The sequence below is a fragment of the Pseudomonas sp. Sample_22 genome, from assembly GCF_004307635.1.
Lineage (GTDB): Bacteria > Pseudomonadota > Gammaproteobacteria > Pseudomonadales > Pseudomonadaceae > Aquipseudomonas.
The window spans coordinates 52,546-69,392 of the sequence record NZ_RCNY01000042.1 but is presented as its reverse complement, the minus strand read 5'-3'; the positions used below and the strand labels follow the sequence as shown (position 1 = coordinate 69,392).

The 16,847-nt window shown below is 59.0% G+C and carries 16 protein-coding genes; 10 read left to right on the top strand and 6 right to left on the bottom strand.

Annotated elements, in window-relative coordinates:
- The first annotated feature begins 385 nt into the window (after positions 1–385).
- On the top strand, positions 386–1,285 hold the full coding sequence (locus tag D8U73_RS10895) for a hypothetical protein (RefSeq protein WP_130904445.1): 900 nt from the start codon (positions 386–388) through the stop codon (positions 1,283–1,285).
- 115 nt (positions 1,286–1,400) lie between these two features.
- Here the strand turns inward: D8U73_RS10895 and D8U73_RS10890 are convergent, their stop codons facing one another.
- The 3 genes from D8U73_RS10890 to D8U73_RS10880 form a co-directional block, all read right to left on the bottom strand.
- A complete protein-coding gene (locus D8U73_RS10890) occupies positions 1,401–2,039 on the bottom strand; it encodes a LysE family translocator (protein WP_130904444.1) in 639 nt (212 codons plus the stop codon).
- Position 2,040: 1 nt separating this feature from the next.
- The gene (locus D8U73_RS10885) at positions 2,041–2,811 is read right to left on the bottom strand and encodes a 2OG-Fe(II) oxygenase (protein ID WP_130904443.1); all 771 of its coding nucleotides are present in this window, start codon (positions 2,809–2,811) and stop codon (positions 2,041–2,043) included.
- A gap of 93 nt (positions 2,812–2,904) precedes the next feature.
- Positions 2,905–3,531: an alanyl-tRNA editing protein gene (locus D8U73_RS10880; protein WP_130904442.1), complete on the bottom strand. Its 627-nt coding sequence runs from the start codon at positions 3,529–3,531 to the stop codon at positions 2,905–2,907.
- A gap of 91 nt (positions 3,532–3,622) precedes the next feature.
- Here D8U73_RS10880 and D8U73_RS10875 point away from each other — a divergent pair, with 91 nt between their 5' ends.
- Complete coding sequence (locus tag D8U73_RS10875; protein ID WP_130904441.1) at positions 3,623–4,621, top strand: LysR family transcriptional regulator; 999 nt, start codon at positions 3,623–3,625, stop codon at positions 4,619–4,621.
- A 78-nt stretch (positions 4,622–4,699) separates the two neighbouring features.
- Here D8U73_RS10875 and D8U73_RS10870 read toward each other — a convergent pair whose 3' ends face one another.
- Together D8U73_RS10870 and D8U73_RS10865 are read right to left on the bottom strand one after the other, a co-directional pair.
- Entirely contained in the window at positions 4,700–5,107 is a 408-nt protein-coding gene (locus tag D8U73_RS10870; protein ID WP_007972361.1) for a PA2817 family protein, read from the bottom strand.
- 83 nt (positions 5,108–5,190) lie between these two features.
- Entirely contained in the window at positions 5,191–7,638 is a 2,448-nt protein-coding gene (locus tag D8U73_RS10865) for an acyl-CoA dehydrogenase (RefSeq protein ID WP_056855957.1), read from the bottom strand.
- Between the two features lie 247 nt (positions 7,639–7,885).
- Here D8U73_RS10865 and D8U73_RS10860 point away from each other — a divergent pair, with 247 nt between their 5' ends.
- The 4 genes from D8U73_RS10860 to D8U73_RS10845 all read left to right on the top strand — a co-directional run bounded on the left by D8U73_RS10860 (position 7,886) and on the right by D8U73_RS10845 (position 11,053).
- Entirely contained in the window at positions 7,886–8,545 is a 660-nt protein-coding gene (locus D8U73_RS10860) for a transglutaminase family protein (protein ID WP_130904440.1), read from the top strand.
- A 43-nt stretch (positions 8,546–8,588) separates the two neighbouring features.
- Positions 8,589–9,212 carry a glutathione S-transferase gene (locus D8U73_RS10855; RefSeq protein ID WP_056855955.1) on the top strand — a complete coding sequence of 208 codons (624 nt, stop codon included), beginning with the start codon at positions 8,589–8,591 and terminating at the stop codon, positions 9,210–9,212.
- A 132-nt stretch (positions 9,213–9,344) separates the two neighbouring features.
- A complete protein-coding gene (locus tag D8U73_RS10850) occupies positions 9,345–10,277 on the top strand; it encodes an ABC transporter ATP-binding protein (RefSeq protein ID WP_056855954.1) in 933 nt (310 codons plus the stop codon).
- Positions 10,274–11,053 (top strand): ABC transporter permease, encoded by a 780-nt coding sequence (locus D8U73_RS10845; RefSeq protein WP_056855953.1) that lies wholly within the window; start codon positions 10,274–10,276, stop codon positions 11,051–11,053. Before D8U73_RS10850 ends, D8U73_RS10845 begins: the two co-directional genes overlap by 4 nt.
- A gap of 726 nt (positions 11,054–11,779) precedes the next feature.
- Here the strand turns inward: D8U73_RS10845 and D8U73_RS10835 are convergent.
- Positions 11,780–12,295 (bottom strand): DUF2062 domain-containing protein, encoded by a 516-nt coding sequence (locus tag D8U73_RS10835; RefSeq protein WP_056855952.1) that lies wholly within the window; start codon positions 12,293–12,295, stop codon positions 11,780–11,782.
- A gap of 136 nt (positions 12,296–12,431) precedes the next feature.
- On the opposite strand from D8U73_RS10835, the gene D8U73_RS10830 reads away from it, so the two are divergent.
- The 4 genes from D8U73_RS10830 (at position 12,432) to lpxK (ending at position 16,835) form a co-directional block, all read left to right on the top strand.
- Positions 12,432–14,666, top strand: a complete 2,235-nt coding sequence (locus tag D8U73_RS10830) for a DNA internalization-related competence protein ComEC/Rec2 (RefSeq protein ID WP_130904439.1) — start codon at positions 12,432–12,434, stop codon at positions 14,664–14,666.
- A gap of 98 nt (positions 14,667–14,764) precedes the next feature.
- Entirely contained in the window at positions 14,765–15,400 is a 636-nt protein-coding gene (locus D8U73_RS10825; protein ID WP_056855950.1) for a MotA/TolQ/ExbB proton channel family protein, read from the top strand.
- Positions 15,397–15,825, top strand: coding sequence for a biopolymer transporter ExbD (locus tag D8U73_RS10820; protein ID WP_056855949.1), 429 nt, complete (start codon positions 15,397–15,399; stop codon positions 15,823–15,825). Before D8U73_RS10825 ends, D8U73_RS10820 begins: the two co-directional genes overlap by 4 nt.
- Positions 15,825–16,835, top strand: coding sequence for a tetraacyldisaccharide 4'-kinase (lpxK, locus tag D8U73_RS10815; RefSeq protein ID WP_056855948.1), 1,011 nt, complete (start codon positions 15,825–15,827; stop codon positions 16,833–16,835). The genes D8U73_RS10820 and lpxK overlap by 1 nt, the downstream gene beginning before the upstream one ends.
- Positions 16,836–16,847 lie beyond the last annotated feature (12 nt).

The following is a 16,847-nucleotide window of genomic DNA, read 5'->3' as shown; positions in this document are numbered from 1 at the left end:
GAGCACGACCTTGCCAAGGTCGGGGTCGCGAGTTCGAGTCTCGTTTCCCGCTCCATATTCAACAAAAACGCCGCTCAGCAATGAGCGGCGTTTTTGTTTGCGCGTGTTCTTCCGGTAAGAACTCCACCCTCAAAATTTTGGGGGCTGGCGCTGTTCTTAGGCCCCAACGGGGCCAAGCAATGACACTTCCATTTCTTGTTGGCTGGCCAAGCTCGAAGACCTGGGCTGCCCGGAAGGGGTGGACCGCAATCTGGTGCCGTCGGTCGTCTTTGCAGTCGAACTGTAATTTTTGACAGGTTCGGTCATGTAGGTTTTGCCCTACTGTTTAGGTGTGCCACAGGGTCAAGCAATGTTCTTGTCATCACCGATAGGAAGAAAGGCAGCCATGAGTCAGGTGTTCCAGATTCCAACTCAGAAAGATCGAACTGCGGTCAACATGGCGCAGATGGCCACGAGCATTACAGTACAGCGCCCATATTTTGCATTTGATTCGCTCTACAAAGTCTCTGGCGAGTGGGATATCTGGGGGGATTTCAAGCCTGAGCAACCGCTGGGGAGCGAGCTCGGACCATTGGCTACGGCCGAGGCCGGGCGCCACTTGGCTATCCTGGGGTCGTGCGCTGCTGCGCTGGCGCAGGTTGAAGGTGAGCGTGTGTATTACTTGGCCTCACGAGCTCACTGGGATTTGCGGTACAACCCCATGAGGTATGGACGAACTCCGTTGATGACCGCTCGGGCTAAGATCGTTGAAAGGTCACGAAAAAGGGTGCTCGCAAGAACCGAGCTGTTGATCGAGGGGCAGTTGTACGCAGAGTTGTCCGTGGATTACCAAGTGCTGTCAGAAAAGACATTTCAAAAGCTCTTCTCAAACCATCTAGTGCCCACTACCTCGAGCTCTGTTAGTTCTCCATACGCTGAAGCGTTCCCATTGTCGGTGCTTACGTTGAGTGAGCAGGAGATCATTGCTGAAAGTGTTGGGTTCTCGGCAGCCAGGTGTGAAGGACACTTCCCTGACTACCCGACGTGGCCCGTGGCAGTTGTCATGTATGGGCTGAGTCAGGTCATGTCTCGGCTACTGGATCATAAGGTGGGTCGGGTTACTCCCTTTAGGCTCTTACATGTGACATTAGCGGCAGACGAGCTGGTTTCTGCCGATAAACAACTGCTGTTCAGTGCTTGTTTCTCCTCCGTGTCTACTGACGGAAAACTCTGTGATGTGCTCTGCAACGCTGCTTATGGCGACAGGGTGATTGCCACTACTCAGGCTAAAGTTGCGATTGAGTGAGTAGTTTAAGGATCGAACCGTAAGCCTTCTCGCCAGAGGTCCCGGGTTCACGGAGTCGAAGAGGGGCAGAATCTTGCCGCCACTCTTCTAAGCCCAGATCGGAGTTGCTGCGCGTTTACATCGACAACATCAACCGCCCCGCAAACAAAATCAGGACCACACCCATGGTGCGTTCAAACCAATGGCCCATGCGCATGAACAGCAGTCTGACCTTGGGGCTGGAAAAGAACAGCGCCACGATCACAAACCACAGGGCGTTTACCAGGCACATCCACACCCCGTAGAGCGCCTGAATCTTCAGTGGTGTGGTGGCGCTGATGAGCGTGGTGAAAATCGCCAGGAAAAACAGTGTGGCCTTCGGGTTGGTGGCGTTGGTCAGAAAACCGGTGGTGAAGGCCTTCAGCGATGTCTGCTGGATAACCGGTTCATCAGTGACTTTATCGCCCTCGAGTACGGATCTGGGCTGGCTGCGAATCAGGCTGACGCCCAGATACAGGATGTAGGCGGCGCCCACGACCTTGGCCACCGTGAGCAGCCATGGCGTGGTGTGCATCAAAGCGCCGACGCCCAGCACCGTATACAGCACATGCACGGAAATGCCGGCGCCGATGCCCAGTGCGGTGCAGATCCCCACCCATCGGCCAAAACGTACGCTTTGGCGGATGGTTACGGCGAAGTCCGGACCGGGGGCGACCACGGCGAGAAAGTGCACGATTGCCAGCGCCAGAAATTCACCCAGATAATTTGAAAGCATCTCAACTCCAGAAAGTCAGGGGGGAAGCAGTGCCGCGATAGCCGACAAAAAATGAAAGGCTCAGGCGTGGTTCGGCCACGCCCGGGGTCACTGAGTGCATGCGGCGGGAGTTGAACATGATGAAATCCCCGGGAGCGGGGAGAATCTCCAGCGCTGGCGTACCAAGCAAAGCCGGTTCGATGCCGTAACTGTCGCCGCGCATTTCGTCGAATTGTTCCGGGGAAATGTCGTCGTCCCACAACTGCAGAGCACCGCCTTCGGTGGGCATGTTCAGGTAGACGTTGCAGGCGAACTGCGCCTCCAGGCTTCTGGCCTGGAAGCTGTCCGGGGCGTCCTTGGCGAAGATGTCGTGATGGGCAAGAAAGCACACACCGGGTTTCACCACGCGGGAGAGTCCGACGTACATCTTGCGTCCGTAGAGGTTTTCCAGGTGCGCTCCCGCCGGCCAGGATTCGTCGAGCATGCAGCGCAGGGTGTCGACCGGCGACGGGTAGGGCGCACACCGGTTGCGTAATTCTGCGATGTTGCGGGTGGCGCGTTCGAAATAATCCTCTATCAACAGCGGCTGGTTTTCTGCCTCGTAAAACGCCATGCCGATACGGCCGATACTGGGCGCGTTGATATAGCCTTCAAAGCCGGGTGCGAGGATCTTGTCGCCAATCTGCATCGCCAACGGCGTGGGTAGCCAATTTTTTACGCGTATGGCGAGGACTTCTTCATTGGCCAGTTTTTTTATGCACGTCTCATCGAGACGCTCGACGTCTAGCATCATGTCTCAGGTCCATCTATCAGAGAGTCGACGAAGCCTGCGAGTGCAGGCTCCTCCCGGCGTCAGGCAATGGCTTGGGGGCCATCGCCCAAAGGCTCAGTCCACGTGGTAGTGGACGGATAACGTCCCTTTCTTTTGCGAAAGGGATTCGATCGTGACCGTGCCCAATTCCTTGAGGCTACGTACATGGGTGCCGCCGCAACCGTAGGCGGGCAGTTCACCGAAACCTATTTCCCGGGCGCCTTCGCGCAGTGATATCAAGCGCGGCAGGTCGTGGGCGATCCACTGCTCGATGCCTCCCTGCAGGGTTTGCGCTTCAACTTCCCGGGCCGATTCCGTCGGTTTGAACTGCACACGCCCTTCGCCAGGCCAGTGATGCGCCTTGATCGGCATCCAGCCCATGGCCTGGACGAAATGGCCGATCAGGTGGCCGGCTGAATGCATGCGTGTATTGAACTGGCGACGCTCTTCGTCGATCCGGATCTGGGTCATACCGATTTTTACCGGACTGTCGACGAAGTGGACGATCCGGTCCGGGTCCTGGACTACGCGCAGTACTCGGCTTTCGCCAATCCAGCCGGTATCGAAGGGTTGCCCACCGCCCTGCGGGTGGAACAGTGTTGCGCGCAGTACCACGGCGAATTCGCTCTCGTGTGGCGTGCAGTCCAGGACTTCCACGTTGGCCTTGAGCTCATCACTATGGAAAAACAGGCGAAGCGTCATGTTCCGTGCTCGAATAAAAAATTCTGTTTTTTATTATATGAAGGGTGGAATAGCGTGATAATCCGTTCAAACATCAAAGGACTGTTGCGTTGTGAGCATAAATCTACCGTTGCCTCTTCTTGGTGAAATGGCGATTTTCGTCAAGGTTGTCGAGACCGGCAGCTTCTCCGAAGCGGCACGTCAATTGGGCTCTTCACCCTCGGCGGTCAGCCGCAGTATTTCGCGACTGGAGAAAGCGCTCGCGACGCGACTCCTGCAACGCACCACGCGCAAGCTGCGTTTGAGCGACGGCGGGGAAGAGGTGTTCAAACGGTGCCAGGAGATGGTCAACGCTGCCCGTTCAGTGATGGAAATCAGTGGTCAGTTCACCGATGAGCCAGAGGGGGTGGTGCGTCTCAGTGTGCCGAAAGCGGTGGGTCGGATCGTGATCCATCCGCATATGCCGGAGTTCTTGCGCCGTTATCCGAAAGTGGATGTGGAGTTGTTGCTCGAGGATCGTCAGGTGGATTTGATCGACGATCACGTCGACCTGGCGATACGCATTACCGATCGGCCGCCTGCTGGGTTGGTGGGGCGTCAGTTGCTGAGGATCGACCATATGCTCTGCGCGACACCGCAGTATCTGGCCGAACATGGAACACCGGCTCATCCCCATGACTTGCTCAACCACAGTTGCATTTATCTGGGGGAAACCCCGAGCGATGCGCGGTGGAAGTTCAAGAAAGGCAACAAGCTGGTCACTGTCGGCGTGCGCGGGCGCTATGCCGCCAATCACACGGGCGTGCGGTTTGGCGCGGTATTGCAGCACATCGGCATTGGCAGCCTGCCTTACTTCACGGCGCGCCGAGCCCTGGAGAAGGGGTTGATGGTGCAAGTGCTGCCGGACTGGACCTTCCTGGCGTCCTACCACGGCGGCGCCTGGTTACTGCATTCGCCAACCCGATACCTGCCGCCCAAGCTTCGGGTGTTGATCGATTACCTGGTGGAGTGCCTGGAGAAAGAGCCGACGTTGGGCAAGCCGGGCAAGTCGGACAGCTTGAGTACGGCGGTATCGGAGTATGAACTGCCCGAGAGTGACGGGTTGTTCTGAGCAAAGACTCGATCTGTCGGCAAAACAAAAAGGCCCGCACGTTCGGCATGCGGGCCTTTTCATACAACGTCTTTCAGATCAGTGCTTGCTGTCCTGGTTGGACAACGCCAGTAGCTGCTTTTCCTGGTTCCAGTCAAACGGCTCGTCGTTCTGTTCGGCTTCGAAGCGACGTTCTTCCAGTGCCTGATACAGATCAATTTCGTCATCAGGCATGTAGTGCAGGCAGTCGCCAGCGAAGTACCACAGCAGGTCGCGCGGGACCAGGTGAGCGATTTGCGGGTAGCGGGTGATCACCTGGCACAGGATGTCCTGGCCCAGGTATTGGCTTTCGATCGGGTCGACCGGCAGCAGTGCAAGCAGTTCGTCGAAGCGCTCCAGGAACAAGGCATGGCTTTCGTCGGGAACCTGTTCGGCCTCACCTACGGCGACCAGGATGCTGCGCAGGTGGTCGAGCAATACGAGATGATCGGCAACGATGTTGGACACGAGATAAGTCCTCAAGAGCAAAACGGGCGCGGGAGTATAAAGCTCCTGCGCCCGTTTTTACATGGTGTAGCGGCTCGGTTTGATCAGCGGACCTTCCCCGCGGCTATCGCCAGTTCCTCTTTGTCGAAGTCATCGACATCGATCACCTTGCGCCGCGCCGCCTCGGCGTCACGCAGGGCTTGCGCTTCCACCGGTTGCAACACGCCGGCCTCCAGCGCTGCATCGATCACGTGCTCGCCTGCGACCGGTTTGACCTGACCGCTCTTGAGCGCCACATGCAGTTTTTTCTGCAAGGATTGCGCAGCGCCCGACAGGTTGCAGGCATGTTGCAGGGCGCCGACCGGGTCTTCCAGCGATTGCGGGCGGTAGCAACCCAGGAGCACTTCCTCCAGCGCCGGGTCACCTTTGGCCCGACCGATAACCGCAGCAACCTGTGCGCCCAGCTTGTCGGAAGGCCCTTTGTGGCGACGACCGAACGGGAACACGATCACCCGCAGCACACACGCCAGGACTTTGTTCGGGAAGTTGTTGAGCAATTCATCCATGGCCCGTTCGGCCTGGCCGAGGCTTTCCTCCATGGCCCAGGCAAACAGCGGCTCCATGTGTTCCGGCGCGTCGAGGTCGTTGTAGCGCTTGAGCGCGGCGCTGGCCAGGTACATGTTGCTGAGTACATCGCCCAGGCGTGCCGACAGGCGTTCGCGACGTTTCAATTCGCCACCGAGCAGCATCATGCTGAGATCGGCCAGCAATGCGAACGCAGCAGCCTGCCGGTTGAGAGCGCGGAAATAACCCTGGCTGAGCCTGTCGCCCGGCATATGTTCCAGGTGTCCAAACCCGAGATTCAGCACCAGCGTGCTCGCGGCATTGCTGACGGCAAATCCGATGTGCCTGAGCAACAGGCCATCGAATTCAACCAGTGCCTGATCCTTGTCTTCACGGGTGGCCAGGGCCATTTCCTTGAGGACGAAAGGATGGCAGCGAATGGCCCCCTGACCGAAGATCATCAGATTGCGCGAAAGAATGTTCGCGCCCTCGACGGTAATGAAAATCGGCGCGCCACACCATTTGCGCGCGAGGTAATTGTTCGGTCCCTGGATGATCGCCTTGCCGCCGTGTACATCCATGGCGTGGCTGATGCATTCACGGCCCCGTTCGGTGAGGTGATACTTGAGAATCGCCGACAGCACCGAAGGTTTCTCGCCCAGGTCCACCGCATTGGCCGTCAGCATCCGCGCGGCATCCATCATCCAGGCGTTGCCGCCGATGCGGGCCATGGATTCCTGAATGCCTTCGAACGCCGCAATCGGCACGTTGAACTGTTCGCGAATCTGCGCGTACTGGCCTGTCACCAGGCTGGTGAACTTGGCCATGCCGGTACCCACCGCCGGCAGGGAAATCGAACGCCCGACCGACAGGCAATTCATCAGCATCATCCAGCCTTTGCCGAGCATTTCCTGGCCGCCGATGAGGAACTCCAGCGGGATGAAAACGTCCTTGCCGGAGTTCGGACCGTTCATGAACGCTGCGCCCAGTGGCAGGTGACGACGACCGATTTCCACGCCGGGAATGTCGGTCGGAATCAGCGCGAGGCTGATGCCCAGGTCTTCTTTGTCGCCCAGCAGATGGTCCGGGTCGTAAGCCTTGAAGGCGAGGCCGAGCAGGGTGGCGACAGGCCCCAGGGTGATGTAGCGCTTTTCCCAGTTAAGACGCAGGCCCAGGGTTTCCTGGCCTTCCCACTCACCTTTGCAGATCACCCCGGTGTCGGGCATACCGCCGGCGTCGGAGCCGGCCATTGGGCCGGTGAGGGCGAAACACGGAATATCGTCGCCCCGTGCCAGGCGTGGCAGGTAGTGGTTACGTTGCTCGTCGGTGCCGTAATGCAGCAGCAACTCAGCGGGACCGAGGGAGTTGGGGACCATCACGGTGGAGGCGAGGTCGCCACTGTGGCTGGCCAGTTTCATCGCCACTTGTGAGTGGGCATACGCCGAGAAGCCCTTGCCGCCAAATTCCTTGGGGATGATCAGGGCGAAGAAACCGTTTTCCTTGATGTACGTCCAGGCCTCGGCTGGCAGGTCCATGGTTTGACCGATCTGGTAGTCACTGACCATGGCGCAGAGTTCTTCGGTTGGGCCGTCGATGAAGGCCTGTTCCTCTTCGCTCAGTTGTACCTTGGGGTAGGACAGCAGTTTGTTCCAGTCCGGACGACCACTGAACAGTTCGCCATCCCACCACACCGTACCCGCTTCAATGGCGTCGCGTTCGGTTTGCGACATGGGCGGCAGGGTTTTCTGGAACCAGTTGAACATCGGCGCGCTGAAGAATTTGCGGCGCAGGTCAGGCAGCAGTAACGGCGCAGCGACCGCAGCGAGCAAAAGCCAGAAAACCAGCAACAGCCAGCCCGGCGCGCGGCTGAAGATGCCCATTGCCAGCAGGTAGACAGCCACGATGCCCATGGCGGGCAGCGGGACGATGCGACGGTGGGCTAAATAAGCGATCCCGACAACCAGAACCAGTATCCACAACAGCAGCATATTTAATCCTCCGTGAAACCAGGGCGAGCCAACCCACAGAGCTTAGACGGCATCCGCAAAACAGGGGGGGCGGAGCGAGGTGATTGAAAACGTGGGAAATCCCGGATGATTTCTGTAGGTCCGGTTGGCAACAGGCCTGGTAAATCGTTCATTTAACGGGCGGCTAAGCGCTCATATTTGGCCGAAACGTCGTTATCTCTGTGCTGAACCTCTCGATAGACTCGGGGCTTCCCCAGGAGATCGTCGCATGCATGAGTACCTAAGCCCCGGCCGCTTCATCGATAGTGACCATCCCTCGGTGGTGGAGTTCGCCGAAAAACACCGTGGCATCAGTCGCGACCCGCTTGAGCAGGCGATCAGCCTTTATTACGCGGTGCGCGAGGCCGTGCGCTACAACCCGTACACCTTCAGTCGCGATCCGCAGACTTTGTGCGGCAGTTACGCCCTGGCGGCCGGGGAGAGTTATTGCGTGCCCAAAGCCACGCTGCTGGCCGGTGCCGCGCGGCATTGCGGCATTGCGGCGCGGATCGGCCTGGCGGATGTGCGCAATCATTTGTCGACGCCGCGCCTGCTCGAGCTGCTCAAGAGCGACATGTTCGCCATGCACGGCTACACCGAGTTCTACCTGCAGGGTCGCTGGGTCAAGGCGACCCCGGCGTTCAACCAGAAACTCTGCGAGTTGTTCAATGTGGCGCCGCTGGAATTCGATGGCATCAATGACAGTGTTTTCCATCCGTTCAACCGCGACGGCGAGAAACTGATGGAGTACCTCGTCGATCACGGCCAGTTTGCCGATGTGCCTGAGGCATTCTTTTTCGAGCACCTGGAAAAGTGTTATCCGCATCTGTTCGGCGAACAACTGTCGCCGTTGCTGGGTGACATGCAGAGCGATTTGAGTCGAACCTGATCCGGCGTATGCTGCCTGCGCATTCATCAATCGAGAGGCGGTCATGCTGAAGATCTGGGGTCGGAAAAATTCATCGAATGTCAGAAAGCCGTTGTGGGCCGCCGAAGAGTTGGGGCTGGCGTATGAAGCCATCGATGCGGGCGGCGCCTTTGGTGTTGTCGATACGCCCGAGTATCGCGCCATGAACCCCAACGGCCGTGTGCCGGTGATTGAGGACGATGGTTTTGTGTTGTGGGAATCGAACGCCATCGTGCGTTATCTGATGGCCAGGCATGCGGCCGACACCGCGTGGTATCCAACCGATCTGCGAGCGCGGGCCACTGCTGACAAGTGGATGGACTGGACCACCTCCAGTTTCGCCGGGCCGTTTCGCACCGTGTTCTGGGGCGTATTGCGCACTCCCGCAGAGCAGCAGGATTGGTCTGCCATCAAGGCGGCGATCACCGAATGCGAAGGCTTGCTGGCAATGGCCGATCAGGCGCTGGCGAACAAACCATACCTGTCCGGCGATGAAATCGGCATGGGCGATATTCCCCTCGGCAGTTTCATTTATGCCTGGTTCGAGATGCCGATCGAGCGCGCGCCGCTGCCCCATCTTCAGGCCTGGTACGCCCGTTTGAAGCAGCGTCCGGCCTATCAGAAAGCGGTCATGACTGCGTTGACTTAATACTTACTATCGACACGCTTGACTGTACTTGTGCGGCGGGGACAAGCAACATTGCGGCGGTGCACTGTGGTTGTGTTGTTCGCCGCTCGCCCTTATTTATCCTTTTCTTCCCTTCTTGGTGCGTAATCCGATATGAGTTCCGCTCTGTCCATCCGGCAGCTAACCAAAACCTACGGCAACGGTTTCCAGGCCTTGAGTGGTATCGATCTGGATGTCGCCGAAGGTGACTTTTTCGCTCTGCTCGGCCCCAACGGTGCCGGCAAATCCACGACCATCGGCATTCTTTCGACCCTGGTGAACAAGACCAGTGGCACGGTGAATATCTTCGGTCATGACCTGGACAAGAACCCTGCGCAACTCAAGCGCTGCATTGGCGTCGTGCCCCAGGAATTCAACTTCAACCAGTTCGAAAAGACCTTCGACATCGTCGTGACCCAGGCCGGTTACTACGGCATCCCGTCGAAAGTCGCCAAGGAACGCGCTGAGCAGTACTTGACCCAGCTCGGCCTGTGGGACAAGCGCGACGTGCCATCACGTTCACTGTCGGGTGGCATGAAGCGTCGTCTGATGATTGCCCGCGCGCTGGTTCACGAACCACGTCTGTTGATCCTCGACGAACCGACTGCCGGCGTCGACATCGAACTGCGTCGTTCGATGTGGACCTTCCTCACCGAACTGAACCAGAAAGGCATCACCATCATCCTCACCACGCACTACCTGGAAGAGGCTGAACAGCTGTGCCGCAACATCGGCATCATCGACCACGGCACCATCGTTGAGAACACCAGCATGAAGCAGTTGCTCGGCCAGTTGCACGTCGAGACCTTCCTGCTGGATCTGAAGAACAGCCTCAGTGCGCCACCGCAGTTGCTCGGTTATCCATCACGGCTGCTTGACGGCCATACGCTGGAAGTCCAGGTGGACAAGTCGATGGGGATCACTGCGCTGTTCACCCAGCTTGCCCAGCAAAATATTGAAGTGTTGAGCCTGCGAAATAAAACCAATCGCCTTGAGGAGTTGTTCGTGTCCCTGGTGGAGAAAAATCTGTCGAAGGTGGCGGTATGAGTTCCGAGCTGCAACCCAACCTCGTCGCCCTCAACACCATCGTTTACCGCGAAATCCGGCGCTTCACCCGGATCTGGCCGCAGACCCTGCTGCCACCGGCCATCACCATGGTTCTGTATTTCGTGATCTTCGGTAACCTGATCGGCCGGCAAATCGGCGACATGGGCGGCTTCACCTACATGGAGTACATCGTGCCGGGGCTGATCATGATGTCGGTGATCACCAACTCCTACGGCAACGTGGTGTCGAGTTTCTTCGGCAGCAAGTTCCAGCGTTCCATCGAAGAACTGATGGTTTCACCGGTCTCGCCACACACGATTCTGATCGGCTACGTCCTGGGCGGCGTGTTGCGCGGGTTGATGGTCGGGATCATCGTGACCTTGTTGTCGCTGTTCTTCACCCATCTGCAAGTGCATCACCTGGGCGTGACCATCCTGGTGGTGGTGCTGACGGCGACGATTTTCTCGCTGCTGGGCTTCATCAACGCCGTGTTTGCGCGCAACTTCGATGACATTTCGATCATCCCGACGTTCGTGCTGACGCCGTTGACCTATCTGGGCGGGGTGTTTTATTCGATTACGCTGTTGCCGCCGTTCTGGCAGACCGTGTCGTTGGCCAACCCTGTTCTGCACATGGTCAACGCCTTCCGCTACGGCATTCTTGGGGTTTCGGATATCCGGATCAGCGTGGCGATTGCCTTCATGGTGGTGGCGACGGTGATTTTGTATTTTGGGTGTGCGCGGTTGTTGGTGAGTGGGCGGGGGATGCGGACCTGAGGATGTTTTTCTTGGGGATTTTGGGTGTATATCCGTTTCTGCGGTAACGGCCACTTATGGTTTCGCCCTTACGGCGAGTCACTTTTTTACAAGCGCCAAAAAAAGTAACCAAAAAACGCTCGCCCCTTACGTACGGCCCCTCGCTGGGGCTCGGGGTACCTTCGCTCCGGCATTCATCCGGGGGCATCGCCTCCGGTCTGCTTCGCGACGACCTCCTCTCGATGTGTGCGGCTGCGCCGCACGGCGCTACGCGCCCACCCCCGGATAAACGCCTCCACTCAGCCTGCCGATGGGGCGGGTGAAACAAGAGGGCCGAGGCGGCCTACCGGCCGGCCTGTTTGTCTGGATTGTACGCATTTCAAGTGGGAGCTGGCTTGTCGGGTCGCCGCATCGCAGCGATGACGGCCTGACAGCCGACCAATCTCTACCTGATACCCCCCATCCCATTGTAGGAGCGAGCCTGCTCGCGAAAAACGTCCAGACACCGCGACCATCCAGCCAAGGCGCGTTATCGTTGACGACCATCGCGAGCAGGCTCGCTCCTGCATGGGAACGGCTATATCCGCAAAATCATGGCTGATTGTCTGGCCCCATCGCTGCGATGCGGCGACCCGACAAGCCAGCTCCCACAAGGGGCGCGGTGCCGTATGGGAATGCATTCGACCTCAGCGAGGTCGGCTCGAATGCTGTATCGGTATGTACACGACCCACCTGAAAGACACCCCATTACATCCGACTCTGCTTGCGCCGCCTCCACTGCCGCGCGACCCACCAGCGCCAATACAGCATCACCAGGCAATAAGCCAACGCTCCCAACACCACCCCCGTCACCACCGACCCCAGCAAAAACGGCTGCCACAACGTCGACAGCTCGCCGCTGATCCATTCCCAGGTCAGCTCATCCGGCAGATGCCGCGCGGGAACATCCAGCAACCACGCGCCGGTCTGATAGGTACAAAAGAACACTGCCGGCATGGTGATCGGATTGGTCAGCCAGACCAGGCTTACTGCAATCGGCATATTGCCGCGCACCACGATGGCAAGGGTCGCGGCCAGCAGCATCTGCAACGGAATCGGCAGAAAAGCCGCAAACAAGCCAACCGCCATGGCCCGTGCGACGGAGTGGCGATTGAGGTGCCAGAGGTTCGGGTCATGCAGCAGCGTGCCGAGAAAGCGTAAGGATTTATGTTCCCTGATGCTGGTCGGGTCTGGCATGTAACGTTTGAATAATCGCCGGGGCATAGGGATTCTCGGTCGGTCAAGGCGGCAAGTATGTCTCGATTCCATGAAGCGCCCATTCAGACTTTGTGACAATTGATAACGACGAGCGTGCCGCCAGACGACTATGCCTAAGGTCGGGACTCTCAAGGACGGGCTTATGCGCACAGGGATGATGGCGCTGGCGTTGGGTCTGCTGGCCTTGCGTTTTTTACCGGCATTGCCGCCGGTCGGGTTGTGGCTGTTGATGCCGGTTGTGGGTTTGATGTTGCTGCCGTTCAGAACTTATCCGGTGGCGTTTTTTCTGTTCGGTTTGAGTTGGGGTTGCGCGCAGGCCCATTGGGCATTGGATGACCGCTTGACGCCGGATCTGGACGGTGAAACCCGATGGGTCGAAGGGCGGGTGACGGGATTGCCCGAGAACGGCGAGGCGGTTGTTCGATTTGAATTGGCGCAGGCAACGTCGCGACACGCAGACGTGCCGTCGCTCATGCGCCTGGCCTGGTACGACGGCCCGCCGGTGAAAAGTGGCGAGCGCTGGCGATTGGCGGTCAAGTTGAAGCGTCCTGCCGGCTTGCTCAATCCGCATGCCTTCGATTACGAAGCTTGGCTGTTGGCGCAGCGCATTGGTGCGACGGGTACGGTCAAGGATGGCGCGCGACTGGTTGAGGCGCGATGGGCCTGGCGTGACGGCATCCGCCAAAGATTGCTGGCGGTGGATGCACAGGGTCGAACGGGGGCACTGGCGGCGTTGGTGCTGGGCGATGGTGCCGGGCTCAGCCGCGAAGACTGGCAAGTGTTGCAAGACACCGGCACCGTGCACTTGCTGGTGATTTCCGGTCAGCACATTGGATTGCTGGCGGGCGTGGTGTACTTGCTGATCGCCGGTCTGGCCCGCTATGGACTCTGGCCAACTCGCCTCCCTTGGCTGCCCTGGGCTTGCGGCCTGGCATTCATCGCCGCGCTGGTTTACGGATTGTTGGCCGGGTTTGAAGTCCCGGTTCGCCGTGCCTGTCTGATGATCGGTCTGGTGTTGTTGTGGCGTCTGCGTTTTCGTCACCTGGGTGCCTGGTGGCCGTTATTGCTGGCGCTCAATGGCGTATTGCTGCTAGACCCGCTGGCCAGTCTGCAACCGGGATTCTGGCTGTCCTTCGCCGCAGTCGCGGTTTTGATTTTTACCTTTGGCGGTCGTCTCGGCCCCTGGCGTTGGTGGCAAACATGGACCCGCGCCCAATGGCTGATCGCGATTGGCCTGCTGCCGTTGCTGTTGGTGCTGGGATTGCCGATCAGTGTCAGCGGACCATTGGTCAATTTGCTGGCAGTGCCATGGATCAGTCTGCTGGTATTGCCTCCTGCATTGCTCGGCACCCTGTTATTGCCGTTGCCTCACGTAGGTGAAGGCCTGTTGTGGCTCGCGGGCGGTTTGATCGATTTTTTGTTCAAGGGGTTGGCATTGGTCGCTGGGCGGATTGCAGCGTGGGTGCCCATGGCGATTCCGTTCTGGGTAGGGTGCGTGGGGGCCATGGGCGCCTTACTTCTGTTGTTGCCCCAGGGCGTGCCAATGCGTCCGTTGGGGTGGCCGATGCTGCTGTTGCTGGTGTTTCCTCCACGGGCAGAGTTGCCCGAAGGAATCGCCGACATCTGGCAGCTGGACGTCGGGCAAGGCCTGGCGATCCTGGTGCGCACTCGCCATCAGGCCTTGCTGTATGACACCGGCCCGCGCTTCGGTGATTTCGATCTGGGCCAGCGGGTGGTGTTGCCTTCATTGCGCAAGCTTGGCGTAAAAGAGCTCGATTTGATGCTGATCAGCCACGCCGACGCCGATCATGCCGGCGGCGCCCTGGCGGTCGCCAAGGGGTTGGCTGTGAAGCGTGTCATCAGTGGCGATCCGCTGGCACTGCCTGCCGAGTTGCAAGCCCAGGCCTGTGAAACCGACCGGCAATGGATCTGGGACGGGGTGAAGTTCCGGCTCTGGCAATGGTCATCAGCCGGTGACAGCAATCAAAAGTCCTGTGTTTTGCAGATCGAAGCCAATGGCGAGCGCTTGTTGTTGACCGGTGATATCGATGCCGCCGCCGAGCGATCGCTGCTCGACAGTCCATTGGCCGTACCGACCGACTGGTTGCAGGCTCCGCATCATGGCAGCCGCAGTTCGTCGTCCATGGCGTTGCTCAATGGCTTGCAGCCTAAAGCGGTGCTGATTTCTCGTGGGCACGGCAATTCATTCGGCCATCCGCACCCAACCGTCGTGGCGCGCTATCTCAAGCGTGGCATTGCGATCCATGACAGTGCGCATGAAGGTGCCATTCATCTGCAACTGGGGCGGTTTGAATCTCCCCGCTCGATGCGTCTGGAGCGGCGGTTCTGGCGCGTCCCGCCAGTATCGGTTCAATAACCGAGCGTTACTAAAGCCCGACCGGATGCGACATCACGGTCTTCGGTGCGTCCACCCCCTATGTTAGAGTGGCGCACTTTTTCGAGGGGACTGACACTGTGTGGGAATTGGTCAAATCCGGCGGCTGGATGATGCTGCCGATCATCCTGAGTTCCATCGCGGCCATGGCAATCGTTGCCGAGCGTCTGTGGACCCTGCGGGCCAGCCGCGTGACGCCGGAGCATTTGCTCGGTCAGGTCTGGGTCTGGATCAAGGACAAGAAACTCAACAAGGACAGGCTCAAGGAACTGCGCGCCAACTCGCCGTTGGGTGAAATCCTGGCCGCGGGCCTTGCCAACTCCAAGCATGGTCGCGAGATCATGAAAGAGTGCATCGAAGAAGCTGCCGCACGGGTCATCCACGATCTGGAGCGCTACATCAACGCGCTCGGCACAATTGCCGCCATGGCGCCGCTGCTGGGCTTGCTCGGTACGGTGTTGGGCATGATCGATATTTTCAGCGCATTCACCGGCAATGGCATGACCACCAACGCGTCGGTGCTGGCCGGTGGTATCTCCAAGGCCCTGATCACCACGGCTGCCGGTTTGATGGTCGGTATCCCGGCAGTGTTCTTCCATCGATTCCTGCAACGCCGGATCGATGAGCTGGTGGTGGGGATGGAGCAGGAAGCGATCAAACTGGTCGAAGTGGTGCAGGGCGACCGCGACGTGGATCTGGCTGAGGGCAAAGCGTGAAATTCCGCCGCAAACCGCGGGAAACAGTGGACATCAACCTCGCGTCGCTGATCGATGTGGTGTTTATCCTGCTGCTGTTTTTCGTTGTGACCACCACATTCACCCGTGAAACCCAGCTGCGCGTCGATCTTCCCGAAGCGGTCAGTGGATCGCCCGCCGAAGACCAGAACAAGCCGCTGGATATCGCCATCAGTGCCGACGGCGTGTTCTCGGTCAACAACCAGGTGCTGCCCAAAAGTGATCTGGCCAGCCTGATGGACGCATTGCAGAAGGAGTCCAACGGCGATACCAGCCGGCCGCTGTCGATCAGTGCCGATGGTAAGTCCCAGCATCAGTCCGTCGTCACCGCGATGGACGCCGCTGGCAAACTTGGCTTCAGCCACTTGCGCATGACCACAGTCGAGGCGGCGCCGCCCGCGCCCTGATGGCCATGTCCGATCGCCTGTTAGCCGCATGGTACCGAGGCCATCCCGCGCTGAAGCTGTTGCAGCCACTGGAGTGGTTGTATCGGCGTGTGGTCGATAAAAAGCGCAAACGCTTTTTGGCGGGCGAGGGGGAAATCTATCAGCCACCGGTGCCGCTGATCGTGGTGGGCAACATTACAGTCGGTGGCACCGGCAAGACGCCGTTGATTTTGTGGATGATCGATCACTGCCAGCGCAGCGGTTTGCGGGTCGGTGTGGTCAGTCGTGGCTACGGCGCCAAACCGCCACAGTTGCCATGGCGAGTCGAAGCGCAGCACAGCGCGGAAATTGCCGGTGACGAACCGCTGTTGATCGTCCAGCGCACCGGCGTGCCGCTGATGATCGACCCGAACCGCAGCAACGCCGTCAAAGCCTTGCTGGCGAGTGAACCGCTGGATTTGATCCTGTCCGATGATGGCATGCAGCATTACCGAATGGCCCGGGATCTGGAGCTGGTGTTGATCGACGCCGCCCGTGGCCTGGGTAATCGGCGTTGTTTGCCGGCCGGGCCTTTGCGCGAACCGGCCGAGCGCCTGCAAAGTGTGGACGCGGTGCTCTACAACGGCGCCACCGCCGATCGTGAGGATGGGTTTGCTTTTCAATTGCAACCCACTGCGCTGGTCAATCTGCGAAGCGGCGAACGACGTCACCTCGATCACTTTCCCTCGGGCCAGGCATTGCACGCGGTGGCCGGGATCGGCAATCCGCAGCGTTTCTTCAAGACCCTCGAAACGCTACACTGGCAACCAGTCCCGCACGCGTTCGCCGACCATGCCGAATACAGCCTGCAGGCCTTGAATTTCACCCCGTCATTGCCGTTGGTGATGACCGAAAAGGACGCGGTGAAGTGCCGTGCCTTCGCCGCTGCCGACTGGTGGTACCTGGCGGTCGATGCTGTGCCGACGCCGGCCTTCGTGGCCTGGTTCGATACGCAATTGATGCGCCTGTTGCCGGCTCGTCTCTTGCCTTAAATCCGTTTTTAT

What these genes read in the sequence shown, in the direction of transcription:
- D8U73_RS10895 (WP_130904445.1), top strand. Translation starts at nt 386, where the DNA reads ATGAGTCAGGTGTTCCAGATTCCAACTCAGAAAGATCGAACTGCGGTC.
- D8U73_RS10890 (WP_130904444.1), bottom strand. Translation starts at nt 2,039, where the DNA reads ATGCTTTCAAATTATCTGGGTGAATTTCTGGCGCTGGCAATCGTGCAC.
- D8U73_RS10885 (WP_130904443.1), bottom strand. Translation starts at nt 2,811, where the DNA reads ATGATGCTAGACGTCGAGCGTCTCGATGAGACGTGCATAAAAAAACTG.
- D8U73_RS10880 (WP_130904442.1), bottom strand. Translation starts at nt 3,531, where the DNA reads ATGACGCTTCGCCTGTTTTTCCATAGTGATGAGCTCAAGGCCAACGTG.
- D8U73_RS10865 (WP_056855957.1), bottom strand. Translation starts at nt 7,638, where the DNA reads ATGCTGCTGTTGTGGATACTGGTTCTGGTTGTCGGGATCGCTTATTTA.
- D8U73_RS10860 (WP_130904440.1), top strand. Translation starts at nt 7,886, where the DNA reads ATGCATGAGTACCTAAGCCCCGGCCGCTTCATCGATAGTGACCATCCC.
- D8U73_RS10855 (WP_056855955.1), top strand. Translation starts at nt 8,589, where the DNA reads ATGCTGAAGATCTGGGGTCGGAAAAATTCATCGAATGTCAGAAAGCCG.
- D8U73_RS10850 (WP_056855954.1), top strand. Translation starts at nt 9,345, where the DNA reads ATGAGTTCCGCTCTGTCCATCCGGCAGCTAACCAAAACCTACGGCAAC.
- D8U73_RS10845 (WP_056855953.1), top strand. Translation starts at nt 10,274, where the DNA reads ATGAGTTCCGAGCTGCAACCCAACCTCGTCGCCCTCAACACCATCGTT.
- D8U73_RS10835 (WP_056855952.1), bottom strand. Translation starts at nt 12,295, where the DNA reads ATGCCCCGGCGATTATTCAAACGTTACATGCCAGACCCGACCAGCATC.
- D8U73_RS10830 (WP_130904439.1), top strand. Translation starts at nt 12,432, where the DNA reads ATGCGCACAGGGATGATGGCGCTGGCGTTGGGTCTGCTGGCCTTGCGT.
- lpxK (WP_056855948.1), top strand. Translation starts at nt 15,825, where the DNA reads ATGGCCATGTCCGATCGCCTGTTAGCCGCATGGTACCGAGGCCATCCC.